Here is a 26,722-nt window from a genome sequence, read left to right as displayed (position 1 = left end):
ATCGGAACAAAGAGTGAACGTTCAGTTTCTGGATGCTCATGGACCCGTCACCCGCTCTCTCGAACGCGCCCTATCCCGCCGAGCCGGCGGCGCTGGAAGAGGTGTGCGCGGCCGGACCCGGTGACCTGGCGACCGCCCTCGCCTTCGCCCTGTCACGCGCGCCGCAGGCGGTGCGTCCCGTGGTGTTTCTCGCCGCTCCCCGGGCCTGGCTGGCGGAACATGGCCGGCCCTATGGGCGGGGGCTACCGGGCATCGACCTGATCCTGGCGGCGACGTCGACCGGGGTCGAAGGGCTGTGGGCGATGGAGCAGGCGCTGCGTTCGGGGGCGGTGACGGTGGCCCTGGGCGGAATCGAGGAGGCCAGTCTGGCCCAGACCCGCAGGCTGGGGTTCGCCGCGCACGAGGGCGGGGCGGTCGGCATGATGCTGCGGTTTCGCAGCGGGGGGCTCAGTGCGGCGCGGCGGCGCTGGCGCATCACGCCCGCGCCCAGCGCGACAGAGCCGGCCGATGTCCGGGCCCCGGGGGCGGGGCGCCTGTGGGCCGAGCTGGTGCGCAGTCGCAGCGAGCGGCCGGGTGTGTGGATGCTGGAGCAGGCTGATGAGACGCATCGTCTCCGTCTGGCTGATCGACTGGCCGGTGACGGTCTGGACGCGATCGGCCGGACGACTCTCGCCGCCTGACCCGGCCCTGGCCCCGGGCGGGCCCCTGGCCCTGATCCGCAAGACGGCGCGGGGGGCGGTGATCCACGCCCTGAATCCGGCCGCCCGGGCCATGGGTCTGCGTCCTGGCCAGACCCAGGCCGACGCCCTGGCCATGGTTCCGGCCCTGGCCTGTCGTCCGGCCGATCTCGAGGCCGACCGCAGCGCCCTGGAGGGCCTGGCCCTGTGGGCCGAGCGCTGGTCTCCGGCCGTCAGTGTGTCGGCGTCGGGGGACGGGCTGGACGGGCTCTGTCTCGACATGACCGGGGCCGCGCATCTGTTCGGCGGGGCGGCCGTCCTGCCGGACCGGATCGGGACGCGGCTGGCCGAGGCCGGGATCCCCGCACGGGTGGCCGTGGCCCCGACGATCGGCGCGGCCTGGGCCCTGGCCCGCCATGGCGACCTCGCGCGCCGGACCCTGTCCGTGGATGAGGATGGCCTGCGGGACAGTCTCGCCGCCCTGCCGGTCGCCGCCCTGCGGATCGGTGACGGCCTTGTGGCCGAGGCGCGCCGGTTTGGGCTGAAGCGGATCGGCGACCTCTATCCGATGCCGCGGGCGGGACTGGCGCGGCGGTTTCGCGAGGGCGACGGGGTCGATCTGGTCCGGCGGCTGGATCAGGCCCTGGGCCTCGGGGCCGAGGCGCTGGTGCCGGTCCGCGCCGCGCCGCGCTACCGGGTCTGGGAAGCCCATGCCGAGCCGCTGAGCGACATGGACGGGGTCGCCGCCCGACTGCCGGGTCTGGCGACCGATCTGGTGGTGGCGCTGGACCGGGACGGCCAGGGCGCGCGCGCCCTGACCCTGAGCGGCTTTCGCACGGATGGCACGGTCAGCGGGCTGTCGGTGCGGATGGGCCGGCCCGGGCGCGACCCCGTCGTCTGGCTGCGGCTGTTCCGGGAACGGGGTCTGGAGCGGATTGATCCCGGCTTCGGCATCGACGCCCTGATGCTGAGCGCCGACCTGACCGAGCCGATGGCGGACCGGCAGGGGGAGATGACGGTGCCGCTCGCCGACGACCGCGCCGCCGCCCTGGCCCCGCTGATCGACCGGCTGTCGGCCCGGCTGGGCGAAGCCCGGGTGCTCCGGCCCGAACCGGTCGACAGCTGGATACCGGAACGGGCCGAGCGGCTGCGCCCGGCGCTGGGCCACGTCCCGTCTGTGCCCGACCCCGGTGATGCCCGTCGGCGGCCGGTCCTGATGTTCGATCCGCCGGAGCCGATCGAGGCCCTGGCCGAACTGCCGGACGGGGCCCCGGCCCGCTTCACCTGGCGGCGGGTGTCGCGGCGGGTGAGGCGGGCCGACGGACCGGAACGTCTGTCGCCCGAATGGTGGCGGCCGCGTCCCGACGGGCGTCAGGTTCGCACCCGCGACTACTACTGCGTCGAGGACGACGGCGGGCGTCGCTACTGGCTGTTCCGCGAGGGTCTGTATGGCCGTGAATACGCCGGCCATGACGATGACCGCCCTCCCTCATGGTGGATGCACGGGGTATTCCCGTGACGGTGCCGGCAAGCGTCGGCACGGGCGGCTGGAGCGGCGACTATGCCGAGCTCGGGGTGCGGACCAATTTCAGCTTCCTGGAAGGGGCCTCGCATCCGGCCGAACTGGTCGAGCAGGCGAAGGTCCTGGGCCTGGCCGCGATCGGCGTGGCCGACGTCAACACCCTGGCCGGGGTGGTGCGGGCCCTGATGGCGGCGGAGACCCAGCACCTGCGTCTGCTGATCGGCTGCCGGCTGGTCTTCACCGACGGCACCGGACTGATCGTGTTTCCGCGCGACCGCGCCGCCTATGGGCGACTGTGTCGTCTGCTGTCCCTGGGCAAGAGCGAGATCGTGTCCCCCCAGACCCCTGACGATGAGGAGGGCGCGCGGATCATCAAGGGCGAGACGCGGCTGACCTTCGACCAGGCCTGTGATCTGGGGGCGGGGATGATCGCCCTGGCGGTGGCCCCGGACCGACCCGACGCCACCTTTGAGGCCCGGCTGGCCCGTTGGCGACGGGCCTGGCCCGATACCCTCTATCTGGCGGCCCAGCCCCTGTGGGACGGTCGCGACCGGGCGCGGCTGAACCGTCTGGCGGCCATGGCGCAGCGGACCGGCGCGCCGCTGATCGCCACCAATGCCGTGCTCTATCATCACCCCGACCGCCGCCCGCTGCAGGACGTCCTGACCTGTATCCGCGAGGGCGCGACCATCGACCGGGCCGGACGACGGCTGCAGGCCAGCGCCGAACGCCACCTGAAGTCCCCGGCCGGAATGGCGCGTCTGTTCCGGGGCCATGAGGCGGCGCTGGAGCGCACGCTTGAGGTGGTGCGGGCCTGCAGCTTCTCCCTGCGCGAGTTGCGCTATGAATATCCCGAGGAGCCCGTGGCCCCCGGCTATTCCCCGCATCGCTATCTGATCCGGCTGACCTTCCGGGGGGCGCGCGAGCGCTGGCCGCAGGGCGTGCCGGCCGATGTGGTCGCCACCATCGTCAAGGAACTGCGGCTGGTCCGGGTGCTGGGCTACGCGCCCTATTTCCTCACCGTGCATGACATCGTCCGCTGGGCCCGGGCCGAGCCGCGCCGGATCCTGTGCCAGGGGCGGGGCTCGGCGGCCAATTCGGTGATCTGCTACTGCCTGGCCATCACCAATGTCGATCCGGCCCGGCAGGCCATGCTGATCGAACGCTTCATCTCGGCCGAGCGGCGCGAACCGCCCGACATCGACGTCGATTTCGAGCATGAGCGCCGTGAGGAGGTGATCCAGTACATCTATGATCGCTATGGCCGCGACCGCGCCGCCATCGTCGCCACGGTCATCCACTACCGCCCGCGCTCTGCGATCCGCGACGTGGGCAAGGCGCTCGGCCTCAGCGAGGACGTCACCGCCCGGCTGGCCGACACGGTCTGGGGTTCACACGGCAGCGAGGTCCGGGACGAACATGTCGACCGGGCCGGGCTGGGTCGCGATGATCCGCGGCTGAAACTGGCGCTGGACCTGACCGCCGAACTGATCCGCTTCCCCCGTCACCTGTCCCAGCACGTCGGCGGCTTCGTCCTGACCCGCGGCCGGCTGACCGAGACCGTGCCGATCGGCAATGCGGCGATGGACCGGCGGACCTTCATCGAATGGGACAAGGACGACATCGATCATCTGGGGCTGATGAAGGTCGATGTGCTGGCGCTGGGCATGTTGACGGCGTTGAAGCGGGCCTTCGGCATGATCGCCGACAGCCATGGCCGGGATCTGGACCTGCACACGGTGCCGAACGAATGCCCGGCGGTCTATGCCATGCTGCAGAAGGCCGACTCCGTCGGCGTCTTCCAGGTCGAGAGTCGGGCCCAGATGGCCATGCTGCCGCGGCTGCGACCCGAGACCTTCTATGATCTGGTGGTCCAGGTGGCCATCGTCCGGCCGGGCCCGATCCAGGGCAAGATGGTCCATCCCTATCTGAAGCGCCGGGCCGAACGGCGCGAGAAGGGGGCGGCCTTCCGGGTCGACTTCCCGCAGCCGGCCCCGGGCATCGGCCGTCCTGACGAACTGGAAACGGTGCTGGGGCGGACCCTGGGCGTGCCCCTGTTCCAGGAACAGGCGATGAGCATCGCCATGGTCGCGGCGGCCTTCACCGGGGCCGAGGCCAACGGCCTGCGTCGGGCCATGGCCACCTTCCGTCATCTGGGCACCATGCCCGCGTATGAGGACAAGCTGATCCAGGGCATGGTGCGGCGCGGCTACGACCCGGAGTTCGCCCGGAACTGTTTCAACCAGATCAAGGGTTTCGGCGAATACGGCTTTCCCGAGAGCCACGCCGCCTCCTTCGCCCACCTCGTCTATGTCTCGGCCTGGGTCAAATGCTGGTACCCCGATGTCTTCGCCGCCGCCCTGCTGAACAGCCAGCCGATGGGCTTCTACGCCCCGGCCCAGATCGTGCGCGACGCGCGTCAGCATGACATCGAGGTCCGGCACCCGGACGTGAACGCCAGCGGCTGGGATTCCGGTCTCGAGCCCGTCCCCGACCGTCCTCACCACGCCGTGCGCCTGGGCCTGCGCACCATCGGCGGTTTTCGTCAGGACTGGGCCCGGCGCCTGGTCGAGGCCCGGCAGGACGGCCCCTTCACCGATCTGGAGGACCTGCGACGCCGGACGCGACTGCCACCGCCGGCGCTGGACCGGCTGGCCGAAGCTGATGCTTACGGCACGCTGGACCTGTCGCGGCGTCAGGGGCTGTGGGCGGCCCGGGGCGCGCCCCCGGCCTCATCCGCTCCCCTGTTCGAGGCCATGGGACTGACCGAGAGCGACGGAGCCGCGCCCGAGGCCCTGCCCCGGCTCAGCGCGTCCGAGGAGGTGGTCGGCGACTACCAGACCCTGCGCCTGTCGCTGAAGGGCCATCCGGTCGCCTTTCTGCGCGAGCGCCTGACGGCGGCCGGGGCGATGACGGCGGCGGCGATGGCCCGGGTGCCGGACCGTCGCCGGGTCGCTGTGGCCGGGGTGGTGCTGGTGCGCCAGCGCCCCGGCACGGCCAAGGGGGTGGTGTTCCTGACCCTGGAGGACGAGACCGGCGGGGCCAATCTGGTGCTGTGGGCCGATGTGTTCGAGCGCCTGCGGCCGGTCGCCATGGGCGCGCGCATGGTGCTGGCCCGGGGGCGGGTGCAGCAGGCCGACGGGGTGACACATCTGGTGGTCGAGGACCTGCAGGACTGGACCCCGATGCTGGGCCATCTGACCGGCGACGGACCGTCGGGTCCGGTGGCCCCGGGGCGGGGCCATCATCCCCGCGATGTGCGGGTGTTGCCGGGGTCGCGCGACTTTCACTGAGCCACCGGCTGCCGGAATCAAGCGTACCCGGGCCTCACGGAAGGTTACGACTTGTAAAGCATCGATCCCGGTGGTCCTATCGCCGCTTCGTCCGGAGCGGGTTGCGAGGGGTTCGTAGGCTCATTCCACAAGACATACGGACCCTTGGGGGGTCCGCCAACCTAAAGGGCAGGCATGAATATCGTCATCATCCTGGGTCTGATCATCACCTTGCTTACGGGCGTACCGGTGCTGATGCAGATCCTCAAAAATCACCCGCGAGGGCTGATTATTCTGTTCTTCGCCGAGATGTGGGAGCGGTTCTCCTACTACGGGATGCGCGGCATCCTGATCTTCTTCCTGACCCAGCATTTCCTGTTCGATGATGCGATGGCGGGGTCCACCTATGGCTCCTACACCTCACTCGTCTATCTGCTGCCGCTGGTCGGCGGCATCCTGGCCGACCGCTACATCGGCACCCGCAAGGCCATCGCCTTCGGGGCCCTGCTGCTGGTCGCCGGTCACGGCATGATGGCCTTCGAGGGCCGTCCGGCCACCGAGACCCTGACCTATGCCGGCACGGCCTATGAGATCTCGGCCGAAGGTCGTGGTGCCAACCGTGACGTCGCCATCGTCGTCGACGGCGAAAAATACAGCTTCGGCGCGGGCGAGGGCGGCGGTATCGCCATTGCCGGCCTGCCGGACGGATCGGCCCTGCCGTCGACCCTGGCTCCCGATTCCTACCAGATGATCCAGACCCGGGACGTGGGCGGAATCAACATCTTCTATCTGGCCCTGTCGCTGATCATCATGGGCGTCGGCTTCCTCAAGCCGAACATCTCCAGCATCGTCGGCCAGCTGTATCCGCATGGCGACCCGCGTCGCGACTCGGGTTTCACCCTCTACTACTACGGCATCAATCTCGGGGCCTTCTGGGCCGCGGTGCTGTGTGGCTATCTGGGTCAGACCGTCGGCTGGTGGGCCGGCTTCGGCCTCGCCGGTGTCGGTATGGCCGCAGGCTGGATCGTGTTTGTGCTCGGCAAGCCGCTGCTGGAAGGGCATGGCGAACCGCCGAACCCCGAGCTGCTGAAGCGGCCGCTGTTTGGTCCGCTGAACCGCGAATGGCTGATCTACCTTCTCGCCATCCTCGGCGTCGCCGTGGTCTGGTTCATGGTCCAGCGCAACGCCCTGGTCGGCAATGTGCTGCTGGCCTCGACCGTTCTGTCGCTGCTGGCGATCCTCTGGGTCATCGTCGCGGTCTGCAAGACCTGGGTCCAGCGTCAGCGCATGATGCTGGCCCTGGTGCTGATCTTCGGCGCAGTGGTCTTCTTCACCCTGTTCGAACAGGCCGGCACCTCGCTGAACCTGTTCGCTGATCGTAACGTTGACCTGACCATCACCCCGACAGCGATGCAGTTCCTCGGCATCACCATCGGTACGCCGGCCCAGCTGGCCGCCGCGGGCATCACGCCCACGGGCTTCTGGATCGACGCCACCATCACGGCCGCCCAGGTGCAGTCGTTCAACGCCGGCTTCATCCTGATCTTCGCCCCGATCTTCGCGGCGGCATGGGCCTGGCTGGCCAGCAAGAAGATGGACCCGAACCCGACCATGAAATTTGGTCTGGGTCTGGTCCAGGTCGGTCTCGGCTTCCTCGTCGTGGTCTGGGCTGCCGGCTCCGGCATGGTCAGCCCGACCTTCCAGATGCCGTTGATGATCCTGGCGCTGCTCTACATGCTGCACACGACAGGTGAGCTGTTCCTGTCGCCGGTCGGCCTGTCGGAGATCACCAAACTGTCCATGCCGTCGGTCGTCAGCTTCATGATGGCCGTCTGGTTCCTGGCCAGCTCCATCGCCCAGTTCGTCGGCGGCAAGATCGCCGGCCTGATGGGTACGGAAACGGTCGGCGGTCAGGTTCTGGATCCCCAGGGTGCCCTGGCCACCTCGCTGCAGGGCTTCGACACCCTCGGCAAATGGGGCGTCGGTATCGGTATCGCCTTCATCCTGATCAGCTTCCTGATCAAGGGCTGGGCGCACGCGACCGGTGACGACGACAACCATCCCGGACCGGTCCTGACGGATCGCGGCCAGGAAGACCGCAGCGTCACCAACCCGTAAGGGACGGCGACTGCCGGACAAGGCAAGGGCGGCTCCCCGATCAGGGAGCCGCCCTTTTCCGTGGTCGGTCACGCCCGGCTAGAAGGTCTTGCGGACCCGGATCTGGAAGAAGGTCCGCGGGTCGACCTGCCGGCTTTCGACATAGGCGATCGCGCGGGTGGTGCGGTCGGCATAGGCGATCTGTTCGAATGTCGAGTCGTTCCAGATATTGACCTGGGCCCGGATCGACAGGTCCGCGGTCGGCTTGTACTCGGCCCAGGCCTCGAAATAGTCGCGCAGCTGGAAGCTCCGACGTTGATCGGGACCGTAGGTCGTCTGGTCGAACGCCGGCAGGAAGTTGAAGCCCCACTGGGCCTTCAGGCTGGTGATGTCCTGGCGGAATTCGATCACGACCTGGCTGGGACGAACGCGGGAGATCGGCCGGGATTCACCGGTGGTCGGATCGGTCACCTCGGTGTGGTTCCAGGCGTTCGAGACGGTAAACAGGCCGCCGTGCAGGCCGAGTTTCGTGGTGGGGATGGTGGCCGAGACCGTCAGCTGGTCCAGCGTCCCGTTGCCGATGTTGCCGGTGGCGGAGAGGCCGCCGGGCAGGGGAATGGCATCGAGCACGTCGATGATCTCGTCATGGCGAAGGCCCAGGCTGACAATACCCTCGCCCCAGAAGCGGCGTTCATAGGTCAGTTCGCTGATCCAGCGTTGTTCGGGCTCCAGATCGACGTTGCCGCCAAAGACATTGCCGCCGCTCAGGTCGGCCGAAGCCGCGAAATCACTGAAGTCCAGCTGGCCGAGCTCACGCTCGAAGCGGAAGCGGACCTGGTTGTTCTCCATCGGCGTCCAGGTGGCGAGGATGCGGGGCTTGGCGAAGAAGAAGCTCTTTTCCTGATCGGCGTCACCGGACTGGCTGATGGTCGACCCCTCAAGGCGCAGGCCGGCTTCCAGCGTCCATCGGGGGTCGGGCCGGAACGTTGCCTTGCCGAAGGCCTCGCCGCGCGTCTCCTCGACCGTGACCGAGGCCGAGGGCAGGGGCACGTCGACCCCGCCGACGGTGAAGGCCTGATCGGTCTCGCGCATATTATAGGCCAGTTCCCCGCCGGTTTCGTAGGTCAGCCGGGGTGAACGTTCGAACCGGAGCAGGCCGCGCAGGATGGTTTCCGAAGCCATGCCGTCATAGCCGAAAATCTGTTCGGGACGGTCGACGCCGTTCAGGCTCTGGCGATAGGTCGAGGTGCCGCTGAAGCTCTCGAACTGATGGATGAAGCGGCTTTCAAGCTTCCAGCGATCGCCGAGCGGCCGGGTGTAGACGACGCCGAACTCGCCGCTGTCGCCTTCATTGTTGTCGAAGCTTTCGCGGCGGACCACGGCCGAGGTCTGCAGGTTCTCGCCGTGCCAGTCGTTGATGCCGTAGCGGGCCGTCAGGTCGATCTTGCCCCCGGCCAGGGGGCCGGAATAGTTGCCGCGGATCGAGTCGCCGCCGCCGTAGCCGTCGCTGTAGATGCGCTCGTCGCGGAGCACCGTGCCGTTGGCGTCTGTACGGATCGCCCGGCCGGTCCCGTTCGAGTCGCTGGACGAGATGCCGTCGCTGAGGGTCAGGCCCCAGCTGCGATCACCGTCGCGGGCGGTGAATTGATAGTTGGCTCCGAACAGGTCCTGGCCACCGTCATACAGACTGGCATAGGCCGTCAGGATGTGTTGCCGCGAGCTTTCGGACTTGAGGATCACATTGGCGACGACCGAATAGCCCTGCATGTCGATGCCCGGGGCCCCGCCCCGGATCAGTTCAATGCGTTCGACCTGGCCGGCCGTGGTGCGGGACAGGACATTGGAGCCGGTGTCGTTCTTCGAGGCCGGGCGGGCTCCGTTGATCAGCACATTGCCCACCGCGCCCTCAAATCCGCGGCTGCCCGAGCCGTCGTCGACCGAGAAACCGGGGATCCGATTGACCATGTCCAGCGCGGTGTTGGGCTGTTGCTCGGCGAAGAAGTCGGGCGTGAAGACCAGAACGCCCGTACCGGCCGTGTCCGCGGTCGCGGTGCCGGCTGCCACCGGCGAGGGCCCGGCGGCGGGGGCCTGGGCCAGGGCTGCGCCCCCGCTGAACAGGATCGCCGTCGTCGCCAGCAGCAAGGATTTGGTCATCGTGGATTTCCCCTCATCGAACGACGGCAGGTGTGACGCCACGCCGCAGGGAGTTCCAGTTACAAGGCGGAAAGGTGGATTAAATCGACGACATGATTACAGACCGGTCATGTTTCCGGACAACAAAACTGAACAAGGTTTCGCCATAATATGATTTCCGTGGCGTCGATATTCTATCGTTACGCAGCGTTGCTTTAACTTGCCTGCTATTCGACGGAACGCCGTGCTCTAGACCGCCGTGCCGCCGACCGTCAGGCCGCCGATCTTGAGGCTGGGCTGGCCGATGCCGACCGGCACGCCCTGGCCGCCCTTGCCGCAGACGCCGACGCCGGGGTCGAAGGCAAAGTCGTCGCCGATCATGGTGATATTGGTCAGGGCCGTGGCCCCGTCGCCGATCAGGGTCGCGCCGCGCACCGGGGCGGTGATCCGTCCGTCCTCGATCAGATAGGCCTCGGTGCACTGGAATACGAATTTGCCATTGGTGATGTCGACCTGGCCGCCCCCGAAATTGGCGGCATAGAGACCCCGTTTGGTCGAGGCGATCATATCGGCCTGTGCGGCAGACCCGCCCTCCATGAAGGTGTTGGTCATGCGCGGCATCGGCATGTGGGCGAAGGACTGGCGCCGGCCGTTGCCGGTGGCACGCTGGTCCAGCTGACGGGCGCTGAGCCGGTCGTGCATCAGACCGACCATGATGCCGTCCTCGATCAGCACCGTGCGCGAGGTCGGGGTGCCTTCGTCGTCGACCGACAGGGACCCGCGACGACCGGCGATCGAACCGTCATCGACCACGGTGACGCCGGGGGCGGCGACCCGCCGGCCCATCTTGCCGCTGAACACGGACGAGCCCTTGCGGTGGAAATCGCCCTCGAAGCCGTGGCCGACCGCCTCGTGCAGCAGCACGCCGGGCCAGCCGGCCCCAAGCACCACATCCATCTCGCCCGCCGGACAGTCGACGGCCTCGAGATTGACCAGGGCCTGGCGCAGGGCTTCGTCGACCTGGGCCTGCCAGCGTTCGGGCGCGATCCAGGTCTCGAACCCGGCCCGGCCGCCGGCCCCGGACGAGGCGCTCTCGCGGCGGCCGTCCTTCTCGACGGTAATCGAGACGTTGAGTCGGACCAGCGGGCGGATGTCGCGCACGGTCAGGGCGTCAGCGCGCAGGATCTCGATGGTGCGTCGCTCGCCGACGATCGAGGCCGAGACCTGGACCACGCGCGGGTCCCGGGCGCGGGCCCAGGCGTCGATTTCGCCGAGCAGGGCGATCTTGTCGGAGAAGACCGGGGCGGCGAGCGGGTCGATCGCCTCATACAGTTTCTGGTTGGTGGCGCGCGGTCCCTCGGCCACGACGGCGGCGTGACCCTGTTTGGCCAGGGCGGCGCTGTCGGCGGCGCGGCGCAGGGCGGCAGCGCTGATTTCGTTGGCGTGGGCATAGCCGGCGGTCTCGCCGGCCACCACGCGCAGGCCGAAGCCTTCGCTGGCGTCATAGGCGGCAGCCTTGAGGCGACCGTCGTCGAACACCAGCGATTCGGTCTCGGACCGCTCCAGGAACAGTTCGCCGTCGTCCGCCCCGTGCAGGGCCCCCTGCAGGATGGACAGGGCCTCATCGGGATCGACGTCGGCGGCCTGGAGGATGGGGATCGGGGAAACGGATACGGTCATGAGCCCTAAGTAGGGACTGAGGTCGCCCTCGTCTAATCGCCGGTCGTGTGACGCCAAAAAAGGCGGCGACCGTGGGACCGGTCGCCGCCTTGGCTGTTCTTGCCCGGGAGCCCGGTCAGGTTCAGCGCTGGTGGATGTCGCCCGAGCCGGAGACATTGCTCTCCAGCTTGGCCGGACGGGTCGTCAGGGTGATGTCCCCCGATCCGGCGATCGACAGGCGCGCGGTTCCGGTCGGCGCGACCCGGGCCTCGCCCGACCCCGAGATTCCGACGGTGGCGTCCGTGGTGGTCAGATCCGCCAGGTCGGCCTCGCCCGAGCCGGCGATGTTGAGATCCACGGACGCGGTCTTGCCGGTGGCGGTGACATCGCCGCTGCCGGAGATGTCGATCGACAGGGATGGCTGGTCATAGGCCTGGAGCGTCAGGGACCCCGAGCCCGAAAGGTCGAAACGGGTGATCGAGGGGGCGGTGACGACGATCTTCAGATTGTCCCGCTCATTCCAGGCCGAGAACCCGCCCGCCCACCAGCGCACGGTGATCTCGTCGGGACCGTCGGCAGTGATGCGCCCGTCCTTGATCTGGACCCGGTCGACGATGGCCTGCGGGCCGGTGATGACCACCCCGGACTCGGGACCCTGAACGAAGGTGACGTCGGCCGGCAGGTTGACGGACAGGCGATCGCCGCCGGTCCAGGCCAGGGTCCGGGATACGTCCGGGCCGCGTTCACCCGCTACGCTCTCGATCCGGATCACGTCGTCGCCGTCGTGGAAGACCCAGCTGCCGCCATTGCGGTCAAGGTCGCGGGCCACAAGCCCGGCGGCACCGGACAGGCTGGCGATGGCCAGGACCAGGGCGGCCCCGGCGATGATGAGAAGGGTGCGGATCATGCCGGCTCTCCCGGGTTCTGGGGGGTGTGGGATTCAAGCGCCGGCTTCAGCAGCCGGTAGTGGAGGCGGGCGAACCAGACCAGGCCGTTGACCAGCCAGATGGTGAGGATCATCAGAATGGCCCCGGCGGCCGTGGCCCCCGCCATCGTGCCCAGCCCGGCCAGCAGGGCCGCCAGACCCCCGCCGGGCAGGCCGGCGAAGGGACCGGCGACAATGATAACGCCCCCGGCGAAGAACAGGGCGATGACGGCGATGAAGAAGCCGATCAACGTGCCGATCACGCCCATCAGCAGCGGCAGCAGGAAGATGATGTCCAGCGCGCCCAGGCCGAGCACGGCGAATACGGCCCCGGCCGCGGCCGAGGGGTTCTTTTCCTGCTGCCAGCGCTGGATGCCGGCTTCGGCCTTCAGTTCGCGGGCCAGCCGCTCGGGATGGCCCAGGGCCGCGGCGACCTCGGCCTCGCTGCGACCGTCGGCGGCCCCGTCGTCGAAATGGGTGTCGTAGTCGCTGAGTATTTCGGCGGCTGTCGAGGTCGGCAGGCCAACCAGCCCGCTCTTCAGCCGGGCCATGAAATCGGCGCGGGTCATTGGGCATCTCCGGTCTCTGAGGGGGTGGGGGCGGTCGCGACGGGCGTCGAGTCGGCGAGGACGCCGTCAACAGCCCGGACGAAGGCACGCCATTCATCGCTCTGGGTCGCCAGGGCGGCGGTACCGGTGGCGGTGAGTCGGTAGTATTTCCGCGATGGTCCGCTGGATGATTCGACCAGATAGGTCTCGACCAGTCCATCCGACTGCATGCGGCGCATCAGCGGATAGATGGTGCCTTCCCCCATATCGATGGCGTCGGCGAGCCGGCTGGCGATCTCATAGGCGTAGCTGTCCGCCCGGGCGAGGAGGGCCAGCACGCACAGGCTGAGCACTCCCTTTTTAAGCTGTATCTCGATGGTTTCAGTCACATCGGTGTCTCCTGCGAAGAGCTTTGTCTATCGCAAGGTATCGTGTCTCGCAAGGTAGCTGTCCAAACATGACAGCGAATTAATCGATCAATCAATGGGGCGGTGCGGCGTCATGGGTGCGTCAATCGCTTGGCAAGTCGCAGGTGAGCCGATATGGACCGGCCTTGAAACCGTCGTGGGCGATCCGTCCCGGCCTTCACCTGCGATTCACTCGCAGGAGTCTGCTGCAGAGCGAATTGATGAGGAAGTCTCGAATGGGGAAGGGCACGCGCGCCAGAGGGTCGCTGATGACTCTGGTCGGAGGCGCATTCGCCTCCATGACCCTGGCCGTATTCGCCGCGTCGCCGGCCTGGGCGCAGGATCGCATGGGCCAGCCCACACCGGGCGGTATCGATCTGCAGCCGGCCGCGTCGCCGCTGAAACATGAAGCCATCTGGTTTCACAATGTGGTCCTGATGCCGGCGATCACCTTCATCAGCCTGCTGGTGCTGGGCCTGATCATCTGGATCGTCATCCGCTACAACAGGAAGTCAAACCCGGTGCCCGCGCGCTGGAGCCACAACACCCTGATCGAGGTGATCTGGACCGTGCTGCCGGTGATCATCCTGGTGGTCATCTCGCTGTTCTCGTTCCGCCTGTTGTTCGCCTATGAGGACATGCCGGACCCGGACCTGACCGTTAAGGTCACCGGCAACCAGTGGAACTGGGCCTATGAATATCCCGACCAGGGCGTGGCCGAATTCATCTCGACCATGATGTCGGAGGAGGAGTCGCCGCCGCAGCTGTATCGTCTGGCTGCCAACGAGCCGATGGTCGTGCCGGTCGGCAAGACGGTCCGGGTTCTGGTGACCGCCTCCGATGTGATCCACGCCTTCGCCCTGCCGGCCTTCGGTCTGAAGACGGACGCGGTCCCGGGTCGGGTCAATGAAACCTGGTTCCGCGCCGAGCGGACCGGCAGCTTCTATGGCCAGTGCTCCGAGCTGTGCGGCGTCGATCACGCCTTCATGCCGATCCAGATCAATGTCGTCACCGAGGCCGAGTTCGCGACCTGGGTCGCTTCCAAGGGGGGCTCCATGACGCCGCCTGTGGCAGCCGCCGCCACGACCGAGACCCCCGCCCTGACCGCCGCTCCGGCGACCCCTTCCGCTGCTGAGCCGGCTGTCGCCGCGCCGGCTGCCCAGTAACGCTACGCGAGAGCCCCAAAGACCATGGCCACCGCAACCATCACCCCCGACGCTCACGGTCACGACGACCATGATCACAAGCCGGGCTTCTTCACCCGCTGGTTCCTGTCGACCAACCACAAGGACATCGGCACCCTGTACCTGTTGTTCGCCATCATGGCGGGCATCGTGGGTGGTGCCCTGTCCGGCCTGATCCGCTGGGAACTGGCCGAGCCGGGTATCCAGATCTTCAAGGAGGGGTCGGGCGTCTGGCTGCTGGGCCTCGTCGAGCAGTCCAAGCACGGCTATAACGTCACCGTTACAGCCCACGCCCTGATCATGATCTTCTTCATGGTCATGCCGGCAATGATCGGCGGCTTCGGCAACTGGTTCGTGCCCATCATGATCGGTGCGCCGGACATGGCCTTCCCGCGCATGAACAACGTCTCGTTCTGGCTGCTGGTCGCGGCCTGGATCCTGCTGTGCCTGTCGATGTTCGTCGACGGCGGACCGGGCAAGGGCTTCGGTGGCGGCTGGACCATCTATCCGCCGCTCTCGACCAGTGGCCACACCGGGCCGTCGATGGATCTGGCGATCTTCTCGCTGCACGTGGCGGGCGCGTCCTCGATCCTCGGGGCCATCAACTTCATCACCACCATATTCAACATGCGCGCGCCGGGCATGACCCTGCACCGGATGCCGCTGTTCGCCTGGTCGGTGCTGATCACCGCCTTCCTGCTGCTGCTGTCGCTGCCGGTCCTGGCCGGGGCCATCACCATGCTGCTGGCGGACCGCAATTTCGGCACCAGCTTCTTTGACCCCGCCGGTGGCGGTGATCCGGTGATGTTCCAGCACCTGTTCTGGTTCTTCGGTCACCCGGAGGTCTACATCCTGATCCTGCCAGGGTTCGGCATCGTCAGTCACATCGTCTCGACCTTCTCGAAGAAGCCGATCTTCGGCTATCTCGCCATGGCCTACGCCATGGTCGCCATCGGCTTCGTCGGCTTCATCGTCTGGGCCCACCACATGTTCACGGTCGGCATGAGCGTGAACCTGCGCGCCTATTTCATCGCCGCCACCATGATCATCGCGGTGCCGACCGGGGTGAAGATATTCAGCTGGATCGCCACCATGTGGGGCGGCTCGATCAGCTTCAAGACACCCATGCTGTGGGCGATCGGCTTCATCTTCCTGTTCACCATCGGCGGCGTGACCGGCGTGGTCCTGGCCAATGCCGGCATCGATTACAGCCTGCACGACACCTATTACGTCGTGGCCCATTTCCACTATGTGCTGTCGCTCGGGGCCGTGTTCGCCATCTTCGCGGGCTTCTACTACTGGTTCGAGAAGATGTTCGGCGTGAAGTACAACGAGTTCCTCGGGGCCGCGCATTTCTGGATCATGTTCATCGGCGTGAACCTGGTGTTCTTCCCGCAGCATTTCCTCGGCCTGCAGGGCATGCCGCGACGCTATGTCGACTATCCGGAAGCCTTCACCCTGTGGAACCAGGTGTCGTCAGTCGGCTATCTGATCACCATCGCCGGCGTCGGCGTCTTCCTGATCATGCTGGCCGAGGCGGCGATCCGTCGTCGTCCGGGCGTCGCCAATCCCTGGGGCGAGGGGGCCACCACCCTGGAATGGACCCTGTCCTCGCCGCCGCCGCATCACCAGTTCAACGAACTGCCGGTGGTGAAGTCGGACGAGCACTGATCCCGACCGGATGCCGGACCCAGGGGCCGCTCTTTCGCTACCGGAAGAGCGGCCCTTGCCTTTTGAAGACCTGATCATGACCACCCGCAGCCCCAGCCCCGTCGTCTCGACCGCCCAGCCGGAGGATTTCTTCCAGCTGCTGAAGCCGCGCGTGATGTCGCTGGTGGTGTTCACGGCGGTGACCGGTCTCGTTGCCGCCGGGGGCGCGCTGGACCCGGTCTCGGCCGCGATCGCCATCCTGTGCGTCGCGGTCGGTGCCGGGGCGGCCGGGGCGTTGAACATGGCGCTCGAGGGCGAGACCGATGCCCTGATGCGCCGCACGCGTGGCCGTCCGGTCGCGGCCGGACGCGTCAGCCGCAACGACGCCCTGACCTTCGGCGTCATCCTGTCGATCTTCTCCGTCATGCTGCTGGGCATGACCACCAACTGGCTGGCCGGTGGCCTGCTGTTGCTGACCATCGTCTACTACGCCGGCTTCTACACCCTGTTGCTCAAGCGCCGGACGCCCCAGAACATCGTCATCGGCGGTGCGGCCGGAGCCTTCCCCCCGGTGATCGGCTGGGCCGCGGCCACCGGCGAGGTGCCGTGGCAGGCCTGGCTGCTGTTCCTGATCATCTTCCTGTGGACGCCGCCGCACAGCTGGGCCCTGGCCCTGTATTCGGCCGGCGACTACGCCAAGGCCGGTATTCCGATGATGCCGGTGGCGCGGGGCGCGAAATCCACCCGCCTGCAGATCCTGATCTACAGCCTGGTGTTCGTGCCGGTGGCCATCGCCCCCGGCCTGCTGGGGCTGGGCGGGACGTTGTATCTGGTGGTGTCCGGCGTCGGCGGCCTCGGCTTCCTGGGCCTGGCGATCCGCCTGTGGCGCTCGCGCGCGGGCGACCAGCCGGACAAGGCCGAGGCGGTGGGGCGAGAGGCCGCATTGTATGATGTGCGCGCGGAGGCCAAACCGGCCCGTAATCTGTTCGCCTTCTCGATCCTGTACCTGATGGCACTGTTCGCCGCCCTGCTGGTCGAGAAGCTGTCCGGTCTGGGATTTTAAGCCATGCATCTGAGCCCTGAACAACTCGCCGCCCGCAAGAAGCGCAATGTCGCCATCGCCGGTGCCCTGGTGGCTTTCATCGTCCTGATCTTCACGGTCACCGTGCTGAACCTGAAACGCAATATCGAGGCCCGGGCCGCGATGAATGCGGCTGAAGTGGTGGCGACCCCGTGAACCGGACCCATGCCATCGCCCTCGCCTGTGCGGCGACCGTGGTGCTGATGACCGGCGCGGCCTTTGCTGCGGTGCCGCTTTACCGGATCTTCTGCCAGGTCACCGGCTTCAACGGCACGGTCAGCCGGGCCGAACTGGCCCCGACGACGGTGCTGGATGAAACCCTGCTGATTCGCTTTGACACCAATGTCCGCGACCTGCCGATGCGGTTTCGGGCCGAACAGGTCGCCCAGCGGGTCCGGATCGGTGACACCGGCATGGCCTTTTTCGACGTGACCAACACCTCGGACCAGCCGATCCACGCCACCGCGGCCTATAACGTCGTGCCCGAACGGGCCGGACCCTATTTCCAGAAGCTGCAGTGCTTCTGTTTCGACAGCCAGACGATCGCGCCGGGCGAAACGCAGAAATTTGCGGTCCAGTATTTCGTGGCCCCCGAAATCGCCACCGACCGTGAGAGCGACGGTGTGCGCGAGATCACGCTCAGCTACACCTTCTATCCGACCAAGGGCGAGCAGACGGCCGCCCTGGCTTCTGCCACTGGCGCTGCCGGGTAGCGGGCGCTATAGCCCACACAACGACTATCGACGATTCAAGAGACCCACTGATGGCCGACGCCCACGCTGCTCCGCACCACGACTACCACCTCGTCAATCCCAGCCCTTGGCCGCTGGTGTCGTCGATCGCGGTCACGATCATGATGATCGGGGCCGTCGTCTGGATGAAGGGGCTCGCGCCCGCCGATTCCGACGCGGTGACGGCCGCCCTGTTCGGGCCCGGTAAGGCCGCCCTGTTCTTCGCCGGTTTCGCGGGTGTCCTGCTGTCGATGTTCGGCTGGTGGGCGGATGTGATCAAGGAAAGCCGTGGCGGCGACCATACCCCGGTCGTCCAGATCGGCCTGCGCTACGGCATGATGCTGTTCATCGCCTCCGAGGTGATGTTCTTCGCGGCCTTCTTCTGGATGTTCTTCGACATGGCCGTGTTCAATGAAATGCGGACCGAGATTCCGGCCATCGCCGGCTGGACCGACACCGCTGCCGCCTGGTCGACCTGGCCGCCCAAGGGCATCGAGGTCCTGGACGCCTGGCAGCTGCCGCTGCTGAACACCGTGATCCTGCTGCTCAGCGGCACGACGGTGACCTGGGCCCACCACGCGCTGCAGGTCGGTGATCGCCAGGCCGCCAAGACCGGCCTGATCATCACCGTGGTGCTCGGCGTGCTGTTCACCGCGGTGCAGATCTATGAGTATCAGCACATCCTGCATGAGAACCTGTTCTTCAACGCCGAGGCCGCCAATTCCGGCCTCTACGGCTCCATCTTCTTCATGGCGACGGGCTTCCACGGCTTCCACGTCCTGATCGGCACCATCTTCCTGCTGGTCTGCCTGCTGCGGCTGATGGCCGGCCAGATGAGCCCCGAGAAGCATTTCGGCTTCGAGGCCGCCGCCTGGTACTGGCATTTCGTCGATGTGGTCTGGCTGTTCCTCTTTGCCTTCGTCTACGTCACCTTCGGGTGACGCAAGGCCCGCGTCTCGAACCTCGCGGGGTGGCGCGGAACCATCCGGTCCGCGCCGGACTGCTCTGTCGCTGCCCTGCCTGCGGACAGGGGCGGCTGTTCACGGGGTTTCTGCAAGTGACCGACCGCTGCCCGGTCTGCGCCTTTGATTTCAGCGGCATGAACACTGGCGACGGTGCGGCGATCTTCGTGATGCAGATTGCCGGCGGCATCGTGGTGTTCGGTGCCCTGTTCGTGCAGGTCGCCTACAATCCGCCGATCTGGGCCATGCTGATGGTCGCCCTGCCGCTGGTAGCCGGGCTGTCGCTGGGGCTTATGCGCCCGGCCAAGGGCGTGATGATCGCCCTGCAGATGCGCAACAAGGCCGCGCAGGTCCATAATGACGACTTCTGAGGCATCGCCCCGGGCGCGGTTTCCCTGGGGGCTGACGGTCGTCTCGGCGCTGCTGCTGGCGCTGCTGGTCGGTCTCGGGGTGTGGCAGGTTCAACGTCTGCAGTGGAAGACAGGGCTGATGGACCGGGCTGACGCGGCCGCGCTCATGGCCCCGGTTCCGATGGCCAGCCTGCCACCCGGTCCCGACCGGGAGTTTCGTCAGGTCATCATCGACTGTCCGGGCCTGGCCACAGCCCCCTTCGTCGAACTGCAGTCGATCCTGGACGGCGAGCCCGGGGTGCGACTGATCTCGGCCTGTCCGGAGCCTGCGGCTCCTGGCCGGCCCGAGACCGGCGTGTTGCTGATCGACCGCGGCTTCGTCGCCGAAAGCGTGTCGGCCCGCCCGCCCGTGACGCGCGACGGCCCCGTGGTCCGACTCGTCGCCGTGGTCCGGACCGCCACATCGCCGGGGCTGATGGCCCTGCCGCCCGCGGGCCGACATTTCTTCGCCCGGGACAATGCCGCCATGGCCCGGGTGCTGGGCGTGACCAGCCTGGTCGGGCCCGAAACCCTGTATGCGGTCACCTCGACCAATCCGGACTGGCCCGCGCTGCGCCCGTCGGTGCCCCCGGTCGCCTTCTCCAACAATCACCTCGGCTATGCCCTGACCTGGTTCGGCCTGGCCCTGGTCCTGATCGGGTTCTACATCGCCCTGGTCCGTCGAAAGCTGAAGTCCTGACCGCAACCCTGCACACCCTGTCCAACGGTATCCGGCTGGTCTGTGACCCGATGCCGGGCCTGCGCACCCTGGCGCTGACGGTGGCGGTGCGGGGCGGGGCGCGCTGGGAAACCGAGGCCCAGTCGGGCTGGTCCCATCTTCTCGAACACCTGGTGTTCAAGGGGGCTGGTGACATGGCGGCGCGCGAGATCGTCGAGCGGATCGAGGCCGAGGGCGGCTCCATCAATGCCGCGACCGGCTATGAGCGCACCAGTTTCGAGGTCCGGGCCCTGGACGGGTCGCTGCCGCTGGCCATGCAGGTCGTCGCCGACCTGGTGTTCCGCCCGACGCTGGATCCGGCCGAGATCGAGCGCGAGAAGGACGTCGTCGCCCAGGAGATCGCCGAGGCCTTCGACACCCCCGACGACCACGTGTTCGAGATGGTCCAGACCCGCGCCTTCAGCGGTCAGTCCCTCGGGCGGCCCATCCTGGGGTCGGTGGCCAGCCTGGCCCCGGTCACGCGTGACAGCATCGCGGCCTGGCGCACGCGGCTCTATTCCCCGGACCGGATGGTAATCGCCGTCTCGGGCGCGGTGGATGAGGCTGAATTCATCGCCCTGGCCGAGCGCACCTTCGGCGCGGCGGTGGCGACCGCCGCCGAGCCCCCGGTGGCCGCCGAATTCATCGGCGGCGAGGCCAGACTGTCCCGTCGCATCGAGCAGGCCAATCTGGTGTTCCAGCTGCCGGCTCCCGGGGTGCGGGATCCGGCCTATTCCGCGGTTCGGCTGATGGCAGAAATCCTCGGCGGGGGCATGGCGTCGCGCCTGTTCCAGAGCGCGCGCGAGGAGCGGGGGCTGGCCTATGCCATCGACGCCTATCACGAGCCCTATGAGGCCGAGGGGGTGCTGGGCATCTATGCCGGCGCCGCCGCCGACCGGGCCGAGGAGCTGGCCCGGGTCTGCGCCGCGGAGATTCGTGCCCTGGCCGATGACGGTCCGACCCCGGCCGAACTGGCCCGGGCCAAGGCTGTGCTCAACGCCGGGCTGTGGATGGCCGACGAAAGCCCCTCGGGCCGTGCCGGACGCCATGCCGCCCAGACCCTGATTTTCGGGGCTCCCATTGCGTCCCAGACCATGGCTGACCGGGTGCTGGCCCGGACGACCGATGATGTGCGGGCGGTCGCCCGGGCCCTGCTGGTCCCTGGACGCACGGCCAGTGCCGTGCTGGGCCCGCGTGCGGCCGCGCGCGCCGGCGCTGTGTTCCGCGACGCCCTGTTCGGCTGAGCCGTCCGGGACTAGTCTGGGACCATGGCGTTGTTCGACTGGATGCCCGAGCCGATCGGGACGGTGCTGGAGGGGGACGGCGTGGTCCTGCGCGCTCCCCGCGCCGGCGACTATCCGGCCTGGTCGGGCCTGCGTTCGCGTTCGCGCGACTATCTCCAGCCGTGGGAACCGCTGTGGCCCGAGGATGACCTGAGCCGGGCCGCCTATCGGCGTCGCATGATCATCTATGCGCGCGAGATGGAACTGGGCAACGCCTGGCCGTTCTTCATCTTTGCGGCGGGGACCGGGGACCTGGTCGGGGCTGTCACCCTGTCGAACGTCCGCCGCGGCGTCGCGGACATGGGCACGGTCGGCTACTGGGTTGGCGAGCCGTTCGCCGGGCATGGCCACGCCACGGCGGCACTGCGGGCGCTGGTGGCCTTCGCCTTCGGTGCGCTGAACCTGCACCGGATCGAGGCCGCCTGTGTGCCCGACAACCTCGCCTCGCGCCGGGTGCTGGAAAAAGCGGGATTCGTCCACGAGGGAATGGCCCGGGCTTATCTCAAAATTAACGGGCACTGGGCAGATCATCTTCTGTTCGGCTGTGTGAATGACGCAGCGGATCAGAACGACGGCCAAACGCCGTCATGACAGGGTTCGGACAAGCGTTTTGAATACTCGGCCCAGATCTCTGGCGTGGGACGCGACGACCGCCATCGAGGCCCTGGCCGCGGCCGATACCGCGCTGTGGATATGGACGCCGGCCGAGGACCAGATGCGCTTTACCGGGGCGACCCGGTCGCTGGGACTGGGGCCGCTGGCCCCCGAATGTTCCGGGGCCGCCTTCACGGCGGTGGCCATCCCCCAGGACCGGGCCCTGGCCGAACGCATTCTCAAGCCCCAGGCCGAAGGCTCGGAAGTCGCCATCCGCCTGCGCATGCGCGACGCCGAGACCTGCCTGTGGCGTGGCGTCTGGCTCGAGGACGGGCTCCGGGCCGCCGGCGTGGTGGCGCTGGAGACCAAGTTCGCGGGCGGGAACCTGGACGGCCTGACCGGGCTGCTGGACCGGCGGACCTTCCTGAACCGGGCGGCCGAGATGCTGACCCAGCCGGGCGACTACGATCTGATCGTCGCCGACGTCGATCGCCTGCGTCGCCTCAATGAGGCCCTGGGCCACGAGCGCGCCGACATGGTGCTGGCGGCCCTCGGGTCGCGCCTGTCGGCGGCCTTCTCGCACGACGTCCTGCCGGCCCGGGTCGGCGAGGACGAGTTTGCCGTCCTGATCCCCCATGGACCCGGCAACCCGTCCGAACGTCTGCGCCAGGCCGTTGAACAGCCGTTGCGCATCGCCGGTTTCGACATCTATCCGACCGTGGCCATCGGTGCGGTCTCGGCCGAGGGCGGGCCCGATGCGCCCGACGTCGCCGAACTGCTACGGCGGGCGGAACTGGCGGTCGAGCAGGCCAAGACCGCCGGGCGTGGCGGGGCCGCGGCCTATGGCCGGGCCCTCGAAAGCGACAGCCTGTCGCGGCTCGGCCTTGAGGCCGACCTGCGCAATGCCTTCCTGCGTGGCGAAATCGAGCCCTTCTTCCAGCCGATCGTCAATCTGAACACCGGCGCCGTGGCCGGCTTTGAAGCGCTCGCCCGCTGGCGTCATCCCACGCGCGGCCTGGTTCCGCCGGACGAATTCCTCGGCCTGACCGAGGAAATGGGTCTGATGAACGACCTGGGCCTGCTGATGATGACCCGCTCGGCCCGGCAGCTGGCGGAATGGCTGAAACGCCATCCGACAGCCGGGAAGCTGTTCTGCAGCGTCAATCTGTCGGTCGGCGAGATCGAGCGGGCCAATCTGGTCGACGACGTTGCCCGCATCATCAAGGAAACCGGGCTGCCGCGCGGCGCGCTGAAGCTCGAGGTCACCGAAGGCGACATCATGCGCGACACCGCGCAGGCGGCCGAGGTGCTGACCCGGCTCAAGGCCGCGGGGGCCTCGCTGGCCCTGGATGATTTCGGCACCGGCTTCTCGTCCCTGGCCTGGCTGGCCAAGCTGCCGTTCGATACGCTCAAGATCGATCGCTATTTCGTTCTGACGATGGACAAGGACGAAGGCTCGGCCAAGATCGTCAAGTCCGTGGTCAATCTGGGCCGCGACCTGTCGCTGGAGGTCGTCGCCGAGGGGGTCGAGAATGCCGACCTGGCGCGGCTGCTGCTGCAGGCCCAGTGCCACTACGGCCAGGGCTTCGGCTATGCCCCCGCCCTGCCGGCCCAGGAGGCCGAGGTCTATCTGAACGAGTCGCTGGCTGACGGCACCGCCCCGCTCAAGACCCGCTCGGCCTGATCGCGGCGGGCGGCCTCAGGCCCGGCCGGACTGACCTGACAACTGACCGGGATCCACGCCCAGCCCGGCCACGGCCCGGCTCCATTTGGTCTCGTGGCTGTCGTCGAAGATCAGGTCGGCGTCGGCATCGGCCGTCAGCCAGACATTTTCGCTGATTTCGTCTTCCAACTGACCCTCGCCCCAGCCGGCATAGCCCAGCAGCAGGGTCGAGCGTCGCGGCCCGGCCAATGGATCGGTCATGGCCAGCAGCGCCTCCCGCGTGCCCGTCAGCGCCAGGCCCTGGCCGAACGCGTGACTGGCGTCCTCGGCCAGCCAGTCGTCGGTGTGCAGCACGAAGCCGCGTTCGCGCTCGACCGGTCCGCCGATCAGCACCGCCTGTCCGGCGGCGACGGAAGGAATCGGCGTGTCCAGCCGGGCCAGAACCGCCTTGAGGTCGACCCCGGGAGCCGGCCGATCGAGTCGCAATCCCATGGCATGGTCCGGCTCATGCACGCAGATCAGGATCACGGCGTGCTCGAACCGCGGGTCACCGATGCCGGGCATGGCCACCAGCAACCGTCCGACGAGGGATGGGAAATCGGTCATGCGACTATCATCGGCAGCGTCGTGCCACCGCGCAAGGCGGGGCGCGCGGAATTGCGGATCACACGATCTGCGGGTTCCGCCCCTTGGAGATGGGGGGGCGGGTATCTATCTGACGGGGACACCTTCCCCTTCCCGACCACCGGAGACCTGCGATGACCATCCAGATCGGCGACCGAATCCCCTCGGCGACCCTGAACACCATGACCCCCGACGGGCCCCGTTCGATCAGCACGGACGAGCTGTTCAAGGGCAAGACCGTCGCCCTGTTCGCCGTGCCCGGGGCCTTCACCCCGACCTGTTCGGCGCAGCACCTTCCGGGCTTCAAGGACAAGCGACAGGTCCTGGCCGACAAGGGTGTCGATACCGTTGCCTGTCTCTCGGTCAATGACGCCTTCGTCATGGGGGCCTGGGCTGACAGTCAGGGCGTCGGTTCCGACGACATCGTGATGCTGGCGGACGGCAACGGCGACTTCACCCGTCAGGTCGGCCTGGCGCTCGACGCCAAGGGCTTCGGCATGGGCGAGCGTTCGCAGCGCTATTCGATGCTGGTCAAGGACGGTGTTGTCGATCAGCTGAACATCGAGCAGGGCGGTGAGTTCAAGGTGTCGTCGGCCGAGCATCTGCTGGCCCAGATCTAGGTAAGCCGGGCCGCTTCGGCGGCCCGCACTCAGGCGACGGCGACGGAATCGTCGTCCGTCGCGCTGGCATCGGCCAGCGTGTGCGAGACGGCCCCCAGCAGCAACGCCGGCGTGATCGGCTTCGGCACGAAATAGGTCATGCCGGCGTCCATGCAGGCGGCGATGTCTTCGGCCGAGGTGTCGGCGGTGACGGCGATGACCGGGGTGGCGGCATTCAGGCTGGCCCCGGCCCGCAGACGCCGCGTGGTCTCGCGTCCGTCCAGTTCGGGCATCCGCACATCCATGAAGATCAGGTCGAAGCTGGCGTTTTCACAGATCTTCAGGGCCGCGAGCCCGTCGGCGGCGGTGGCGATATCGCAACCCAGCGGCTGCAGGATCAGCTGGATGGCGCGCCGGTTGATGTCGTGGTCGTCGACGACCAGAACCCGCAGCGGGCGGCCGTCCTCTTCCCCGTCATCGTCGCTGTTTTCGATCGGTGCCGCATCGACGCGCGGGGCGGCGGCCTGCGGGGCGGCCTGCGGGGCGGGCACGGCGGCGCGCCGGGTCAGGGCCTGGGGGACAGCGTCGCGGCTTTCCTGGTCGAGCGCGACCGGCGCGGCCGCGGCGGCCCGGCTTTCAGCCAGACTCAGGGCCAGGGTGAAGCTGGAACCCGCGCCGCTGGTGCTGCGCGCCGTCAGCCGTCCGCCCATCAATTCCGTCAACTGGCGACTGATGGCCAGACCGAGACCGGACCCGCCGTAGCGGCCACCGATGCCTTCGGCCGTCTGATCGAACGGCGTGAACAGGCGATTGATCTGGGCCGGAGTCATACCCGGGCCGGTATCGCTGATCTCGAACAGCAGGGCGTGCCGGGTCAGTTCATCGTTCCAGGCCCTAAGCTTCAGGGTCACAGAGCCGGTCTCGGTGAATTTCAGGGCATTGGACAGCAGGTTGTTCAGCACCTGACGCAGACGCATCGGGTCGCCCCGCACCATGGCCGGAATCGAGGCGGCCCCCTCGACGCGCAGCCTGAGCCCCTTGGACCGGGCCGGGCCCGACCACAGGCGCACCGTCTGGGACAGCAGGGCCCTGAGGTCGAAATCACGGGCCTCGACCGTCATGTGTCCGGCCTCGAGCTTGGCGTGATCGAGCAGGTCGTCCAGCAGGGCCTTCATCATCACGCCCGCGTCGGTGATCAGCTGGGCCTGGGCCCGGCCGGTGTTGTCTCCGGCACTTCGTTCCAGTTGTGCCGCGCCGGTGAGGATGGCGCTGATCGGCGTGCGCAGGTCGTGGCCGACGGCGGCCAGGAAGGCGCTGCGGCTTTCCATGATGCGTTCGGCCTCGATCCGTTTGACGTCGGCCTCGATGCGCGCCTGCGTTTCCGCCGCGCGGGCCGCGTCCAGGCGCGACCAGGTCGAGATGCAGTAGGTGGCAAAAACGACAACGGAGACGGCCGTGGCGGTGACGAAGGCGGTCGACGCCCCGAGCACCGACATGAAGAAGGGCGTGGCTGCCAGATAGAATACATGCGGAGAGACGGTCAGCCCCATAACGACCTTGGACCGCGGGGAATTGATGACGCTGTAGATCGCGCCTGACGTCAGCAGGATGGTGGCGCAGATGCCGCCCATCGCACCACCGATCAGCCAGAGCGGAACCGACAGGCTGCCGAAGTAGAAGCTGTTGCTGAACAGCACTGCGCCGCCGGTCAGGAAGCGTGCGCCGCGAAGCTGGGTCGTCTTGCCGCTGTTGATGGGCTCGAAGACCCACAGGTCGAGGAGCTGGATCGCGAAATAGCCGACCACCCACACGAGGCTGTAAGTCCAGCCGATCATCGGACTGAAGACCAGGGCGGCCGCCGCGCCCATGCCGACACGCTGCAGCAGCGCCTTGCGGCGCTGCCGGATGGCATCGGTCCAGTCAGACGGTATGTCGGCGTAGGCCTTTGGCATGCGGCTCCCCGAGGCGGGCGCGTTTGCCCGAGAAACGACCATGCCCGGCTAG

At 67.8% G+C, this 26,722-nt stretch carries 23 protein-coding genes; 16 read left to right on the top strand and 7 right to left on the bottom strand.

Translation table 11 applies throughout. From position 1 onward, the window contains the following. Positions 1–38: 38 nt before the first annotated feature. The 4 genes from AACZ75_RS12135 (at position 39) to AACZ75_RS12120 (ending at position 7,589) form a co-directional block, all read left to right on the top strand. Positions 39–680 carry a hypothetical protein gene (locus AACZ75_RS12135; RefSeq protein ID WP_339873126.1) on the top strand — a complete coding sequence of 214 codons (642 nt, stop codon included), beginning with the start codon at positions 39–41 and terminating at the stop codon, positions 678–680. Next, on the top strand, positions 598–2,196 hold the full coding sequence (locus AACZ75_RS12130; protein ID WP_339873124.1) for a DNA polymerase Y family protein: 1,599 nt from the start codon (positions 598–600) through the stop codon (positions 2,194–2,196). Before AACZ75_RS12135 ends, AACZ75_RS12130 begins: the two co-directional genes overlap by 83 nt. Next, on the top strand, positions 2,193–5,492 hold the full coding sequence (locus AACZ75_RS12125; protein WP_339873123.1) for an error-prone DNA polymerase: 3,300 nt from the start codon (positions 2,193–2,195) through the stop codon (positions 5,490–5,492). Before AACZ75_RS12130 ends, AACZ75_RS12125 begins: the two co-directional genes overlap by 4 nt. Before the next feature lie 174 nt (positions 5,493–5,666). Beyond that, positions 5,667–7,589, top strand: coding sequence for an oligopeptide:H+ symporter (locus AACZ75_RS12120; protein ID WP_339873121.1), 1,923 nt, complete (start codon positions 5,667–5,669; stop codon positions 7,587–7,589). A gap of 78 nt (positions 7,590–7,667) precedes the next feature. Here AACZ75_RS12120 and AACZ75_RS12115 read toward each other — a convergent pair whose 3' ends face one another. The 5 genes from AACZ75_RS12115 to AACZ75_RS12095 all read right to left on the bottom strand — a co-directional run bounded on the left by AACZ75_RS12115 (position 7,668) and on the right by AACZ75_RS12095 (position 13,222). Beyond that, a complete protein-coding gene (locus AACZ75_RS12115) occupies positions 7,668–9,722 on the bottom strand; it encodes a TonB-dependent receptor (RefSeq protein ID WP_339873119.1) in 2,055 nt (684 codons plus the stop codon). Positions 9,723–9,950: 228 nt separating this feature from the next. Then, positions 9,951–11,381, bottom strand: coding sequence for a metalloprotease TldD (gene tldD, locus AACZ75_RS12110; RefSeq protein WP_339873118.1), 1,431 nt, complete (start codon positions 11,379–11,381; stop codon positions 9,951–9,953). A gap of 121 nt (positions 11,382–11,502) precedes the next feature. Next, complete coding sequence (locus tag AACZ75_RS12105; RefSeq protein ID WP_339873116.1) at positions 11,503–12,267, bottom strand: DUF2807 domain-containing protein; 765 nt, start codon at positions 12,265–12,267, stop codon at positions 11,503–11,505. Next, on the bottom strand, positions 12,264–12,854 hold the full coding sequence (locus tag AACZ75_RS12100; RefSeq protein ID WP_339873114.1) for a DUF1700 domain-containing protein: 591 nt from the start codon (positions 12,852–12,854) through the stop codon (positions 12,264–12,266). The genes AACZ75_RS12105 and AACZ75_RS12100 overlap by 4 nt, the downstream gene beginning before the upstream one ends. Continuing rightward, entirely contained in the window at positions 12,851–13,222 is a 372-nt protein-coding gene (locus AACZ75_RS12095) for a PadR family transcriptional regulator (RefSeq protein ID WP_339873112.1), read from the bottom strand. The genes AACZ75_RS12100 and AACZ75_RS12095 overlap by 4 nt, the downstream gene beginning before the upstream one ends. A 287-nt stretch (positions 13,223–13,509) precedes the next feature. Between AACZ75_RS12095 and coxB the strand changes: the two genes are divergently transcribed. The 11 genes from coxB (at position 13,510) to AACZ75_RS12040 (ending at position 23,516) form a co-directional block, all read left to right on the top strand. Further along, positions 13,510–14,406, top strand: coding sequence for a cytochrome c oxidase subunit II (gene coxB / locus AACZ75_RS12090; protein ID WP_339873111.1), 897 nt, complete (start codon positions 13,510–13,512; stop codon positions 14,404–14,406). A 24-nt stretch (positions 14,407–14,430) separates the two neighbouring features. After that, positions 14,431–16,095, top strand: coding sequence for a cytochrome c oxidase subunit I (gene ctaD, locus AACZ75_RS12085; RefSeq protein ID WP_339873110.1), 1,665 nt, complete (start codon positions 14,431–14,433; stop codon positions 16,093–16,095). Between the two features lie 76 nt (positions 16,096–16,171). Next, entirely contained in the window at positions 16,172–17,137 is a 966-nt protein-coding gene (locus tag AACZ75_RS12080) for a heme o synthase (protein WP_339873109.1), read from the top strand. A gap of 3 nt (positions 17,138–17,140) precedes the next feature. After that, a complete protein-coding gene (locus tag AACZ75_RS12075; protein ID WP_339873108.1) occupies positions 17,141–17,311 on the top strand; it encodes a hypothetical protein in 171 nt (56 codons plus the stop codon). Then, positions 17,308–17,868 carry a cytochrome c oxidase assembly protein gene (locus AACZ75_RS12070; RefSeq protein WP_339873107.1) on the top strand — a complete coding sequence of 187 codons (561 nt, stop codon included), beginning with the start codon at positions 17,308–17,310 and terminating at the stop codon, positions 17,866–17,868. Before AACZ75_RS12075 ends, AACZ75_RS12070 begins: the two co-directional genes overlap by 4 nt. Before the next feature lie 50 nt (positions 17,869–17,918). Then, positions 17,919–18,827: a cytochrome c oxidase subunit 3 gene (locus AACZ75_RS12065; protein ID WP_339873106.1), complete on the top strand. Its 909-nt coding sequence runs from the start codon at positions 17,919–17,921 to the stop codon at positions 18,825–18,827. 29 nt (positions 18,828–18,856) lie between these two features. Further along, positions 18,857–19,219: a DUF983 domain-containing protein gene (locus AACZ75_RS12060; protein ID WP_339873105.1), complete on the top strand. Its 363-nt coding sequence runs from the start codon at positions 18,857–18,859 to the stop codon at positions 19,217–19,219. Then, the gene (locus AACZ75_RS12055) at positions 19,206–19,937 is read left to right on the top strand and encodes an SURF1 family protein (RefSeq protein WP_339873104.1); all 732 of its coding nucleotides are present in this window, start codon (positions 19,206–19,208) and stop codon (positions 19,935–19,937) included. Before AACZ75_RS12060 ends, AACZ75_RS12055 begins: the two co-directional genes overlap by 14 nt. A 50-nt stretch (positions 19,938–19,987) precedes the next feature. Next, entirely contained in the window at positions 19,988–21,199 is a 1,212-nt protein-coding gene (locus AACZ75_RS12050; protein WP_339873103.1) for a pitrilysin family protein, read from the top strand. A 24-nt stretch (positions 21,200–21,223) separates the two neighbouring features. Further along, positions 21,224–21,829 (top strand): GNAT family protein, encoded by a 606-nt coding sequence (locus tag AACZ75_RS12045; protein ID WP_339873102.1) that lies wholly within the window; start codon positions 21,224–21,226, stop codon positions 21,827–21,829. A 19-nt stretch (positions 21,830–21,848) separates the two neighbouring features. Further along, entirely contained in the window at positions 21,849–23,516 is a 1,668-nt protein-coding gene (locus AACZ75_RS12040; protein ID WP_339873101.1) for a bifunctional diguanylate cyclase/phosphodiesterase, read from the top strand. 15 nt (positions 23,517–23,531) lie between these two features. On the opposite strand, the gene AACZ75_RS12035 is transcribed toward AACZ75_RS12040, so the two are convergent. Beyond that, entirely contained in the window at positions 23,532–24,101 is a 570-nt protein-coding gene (locus AACZ75_RS12035; protein ID WP_339873100.1) for a YqgE/AlgH family protein, read from the bottom strand. A 152-nt stretch (positions 24,102–24,253) separates the two neighbouring features. Between AACZ75_RS12035 and AACZ75_RS12030 the strand changes: the two genes are divergently transcribed. Continuing rightward, positions 24,254–24,739, top strand: coding sequence for a peroxiredoxin (locus AACZ75_RS12030; protein ID WP_339873099.1), 486 nt, complete (start codon positions 24,254–24,256; stop codon positions 24,737–24,739). A gap of 29 nt (positions 24,740–24,768) precedes the next feature. Here the strand turns inward: AACZ75_RS12030 and AACZ75_RS12025 are convergent, their stop codons facing one another. Then, positions 24,769–26,670, bottom strand: a complete 1,902-nt coding sequence (locus AACZ75_RS12025) for an ATP-binding protein (RefSeq protein ID WP_339873098.1) — start codon at positions 26,668–26,670, stop codon at positions 24,769–24,771. Positions 26,671–26,722 lie beyond the last annotated feature (52 nt).

It is taken from the genome of uncultured Brevundimonas sp., from assembly GCF_963975535.1.
In the GTDB taxonomy this organism is placed as follows: domain Bacteria; phylum Pseudomonadota; class Alphaproteobacteria; order Caulobacterales; family Caulobacteraceae; genus Brevundimonas.
Note: the sequence above shows the minus strand (reverse complement) of the source record. Positions and strands in the feature narration are given on the sequence as shown.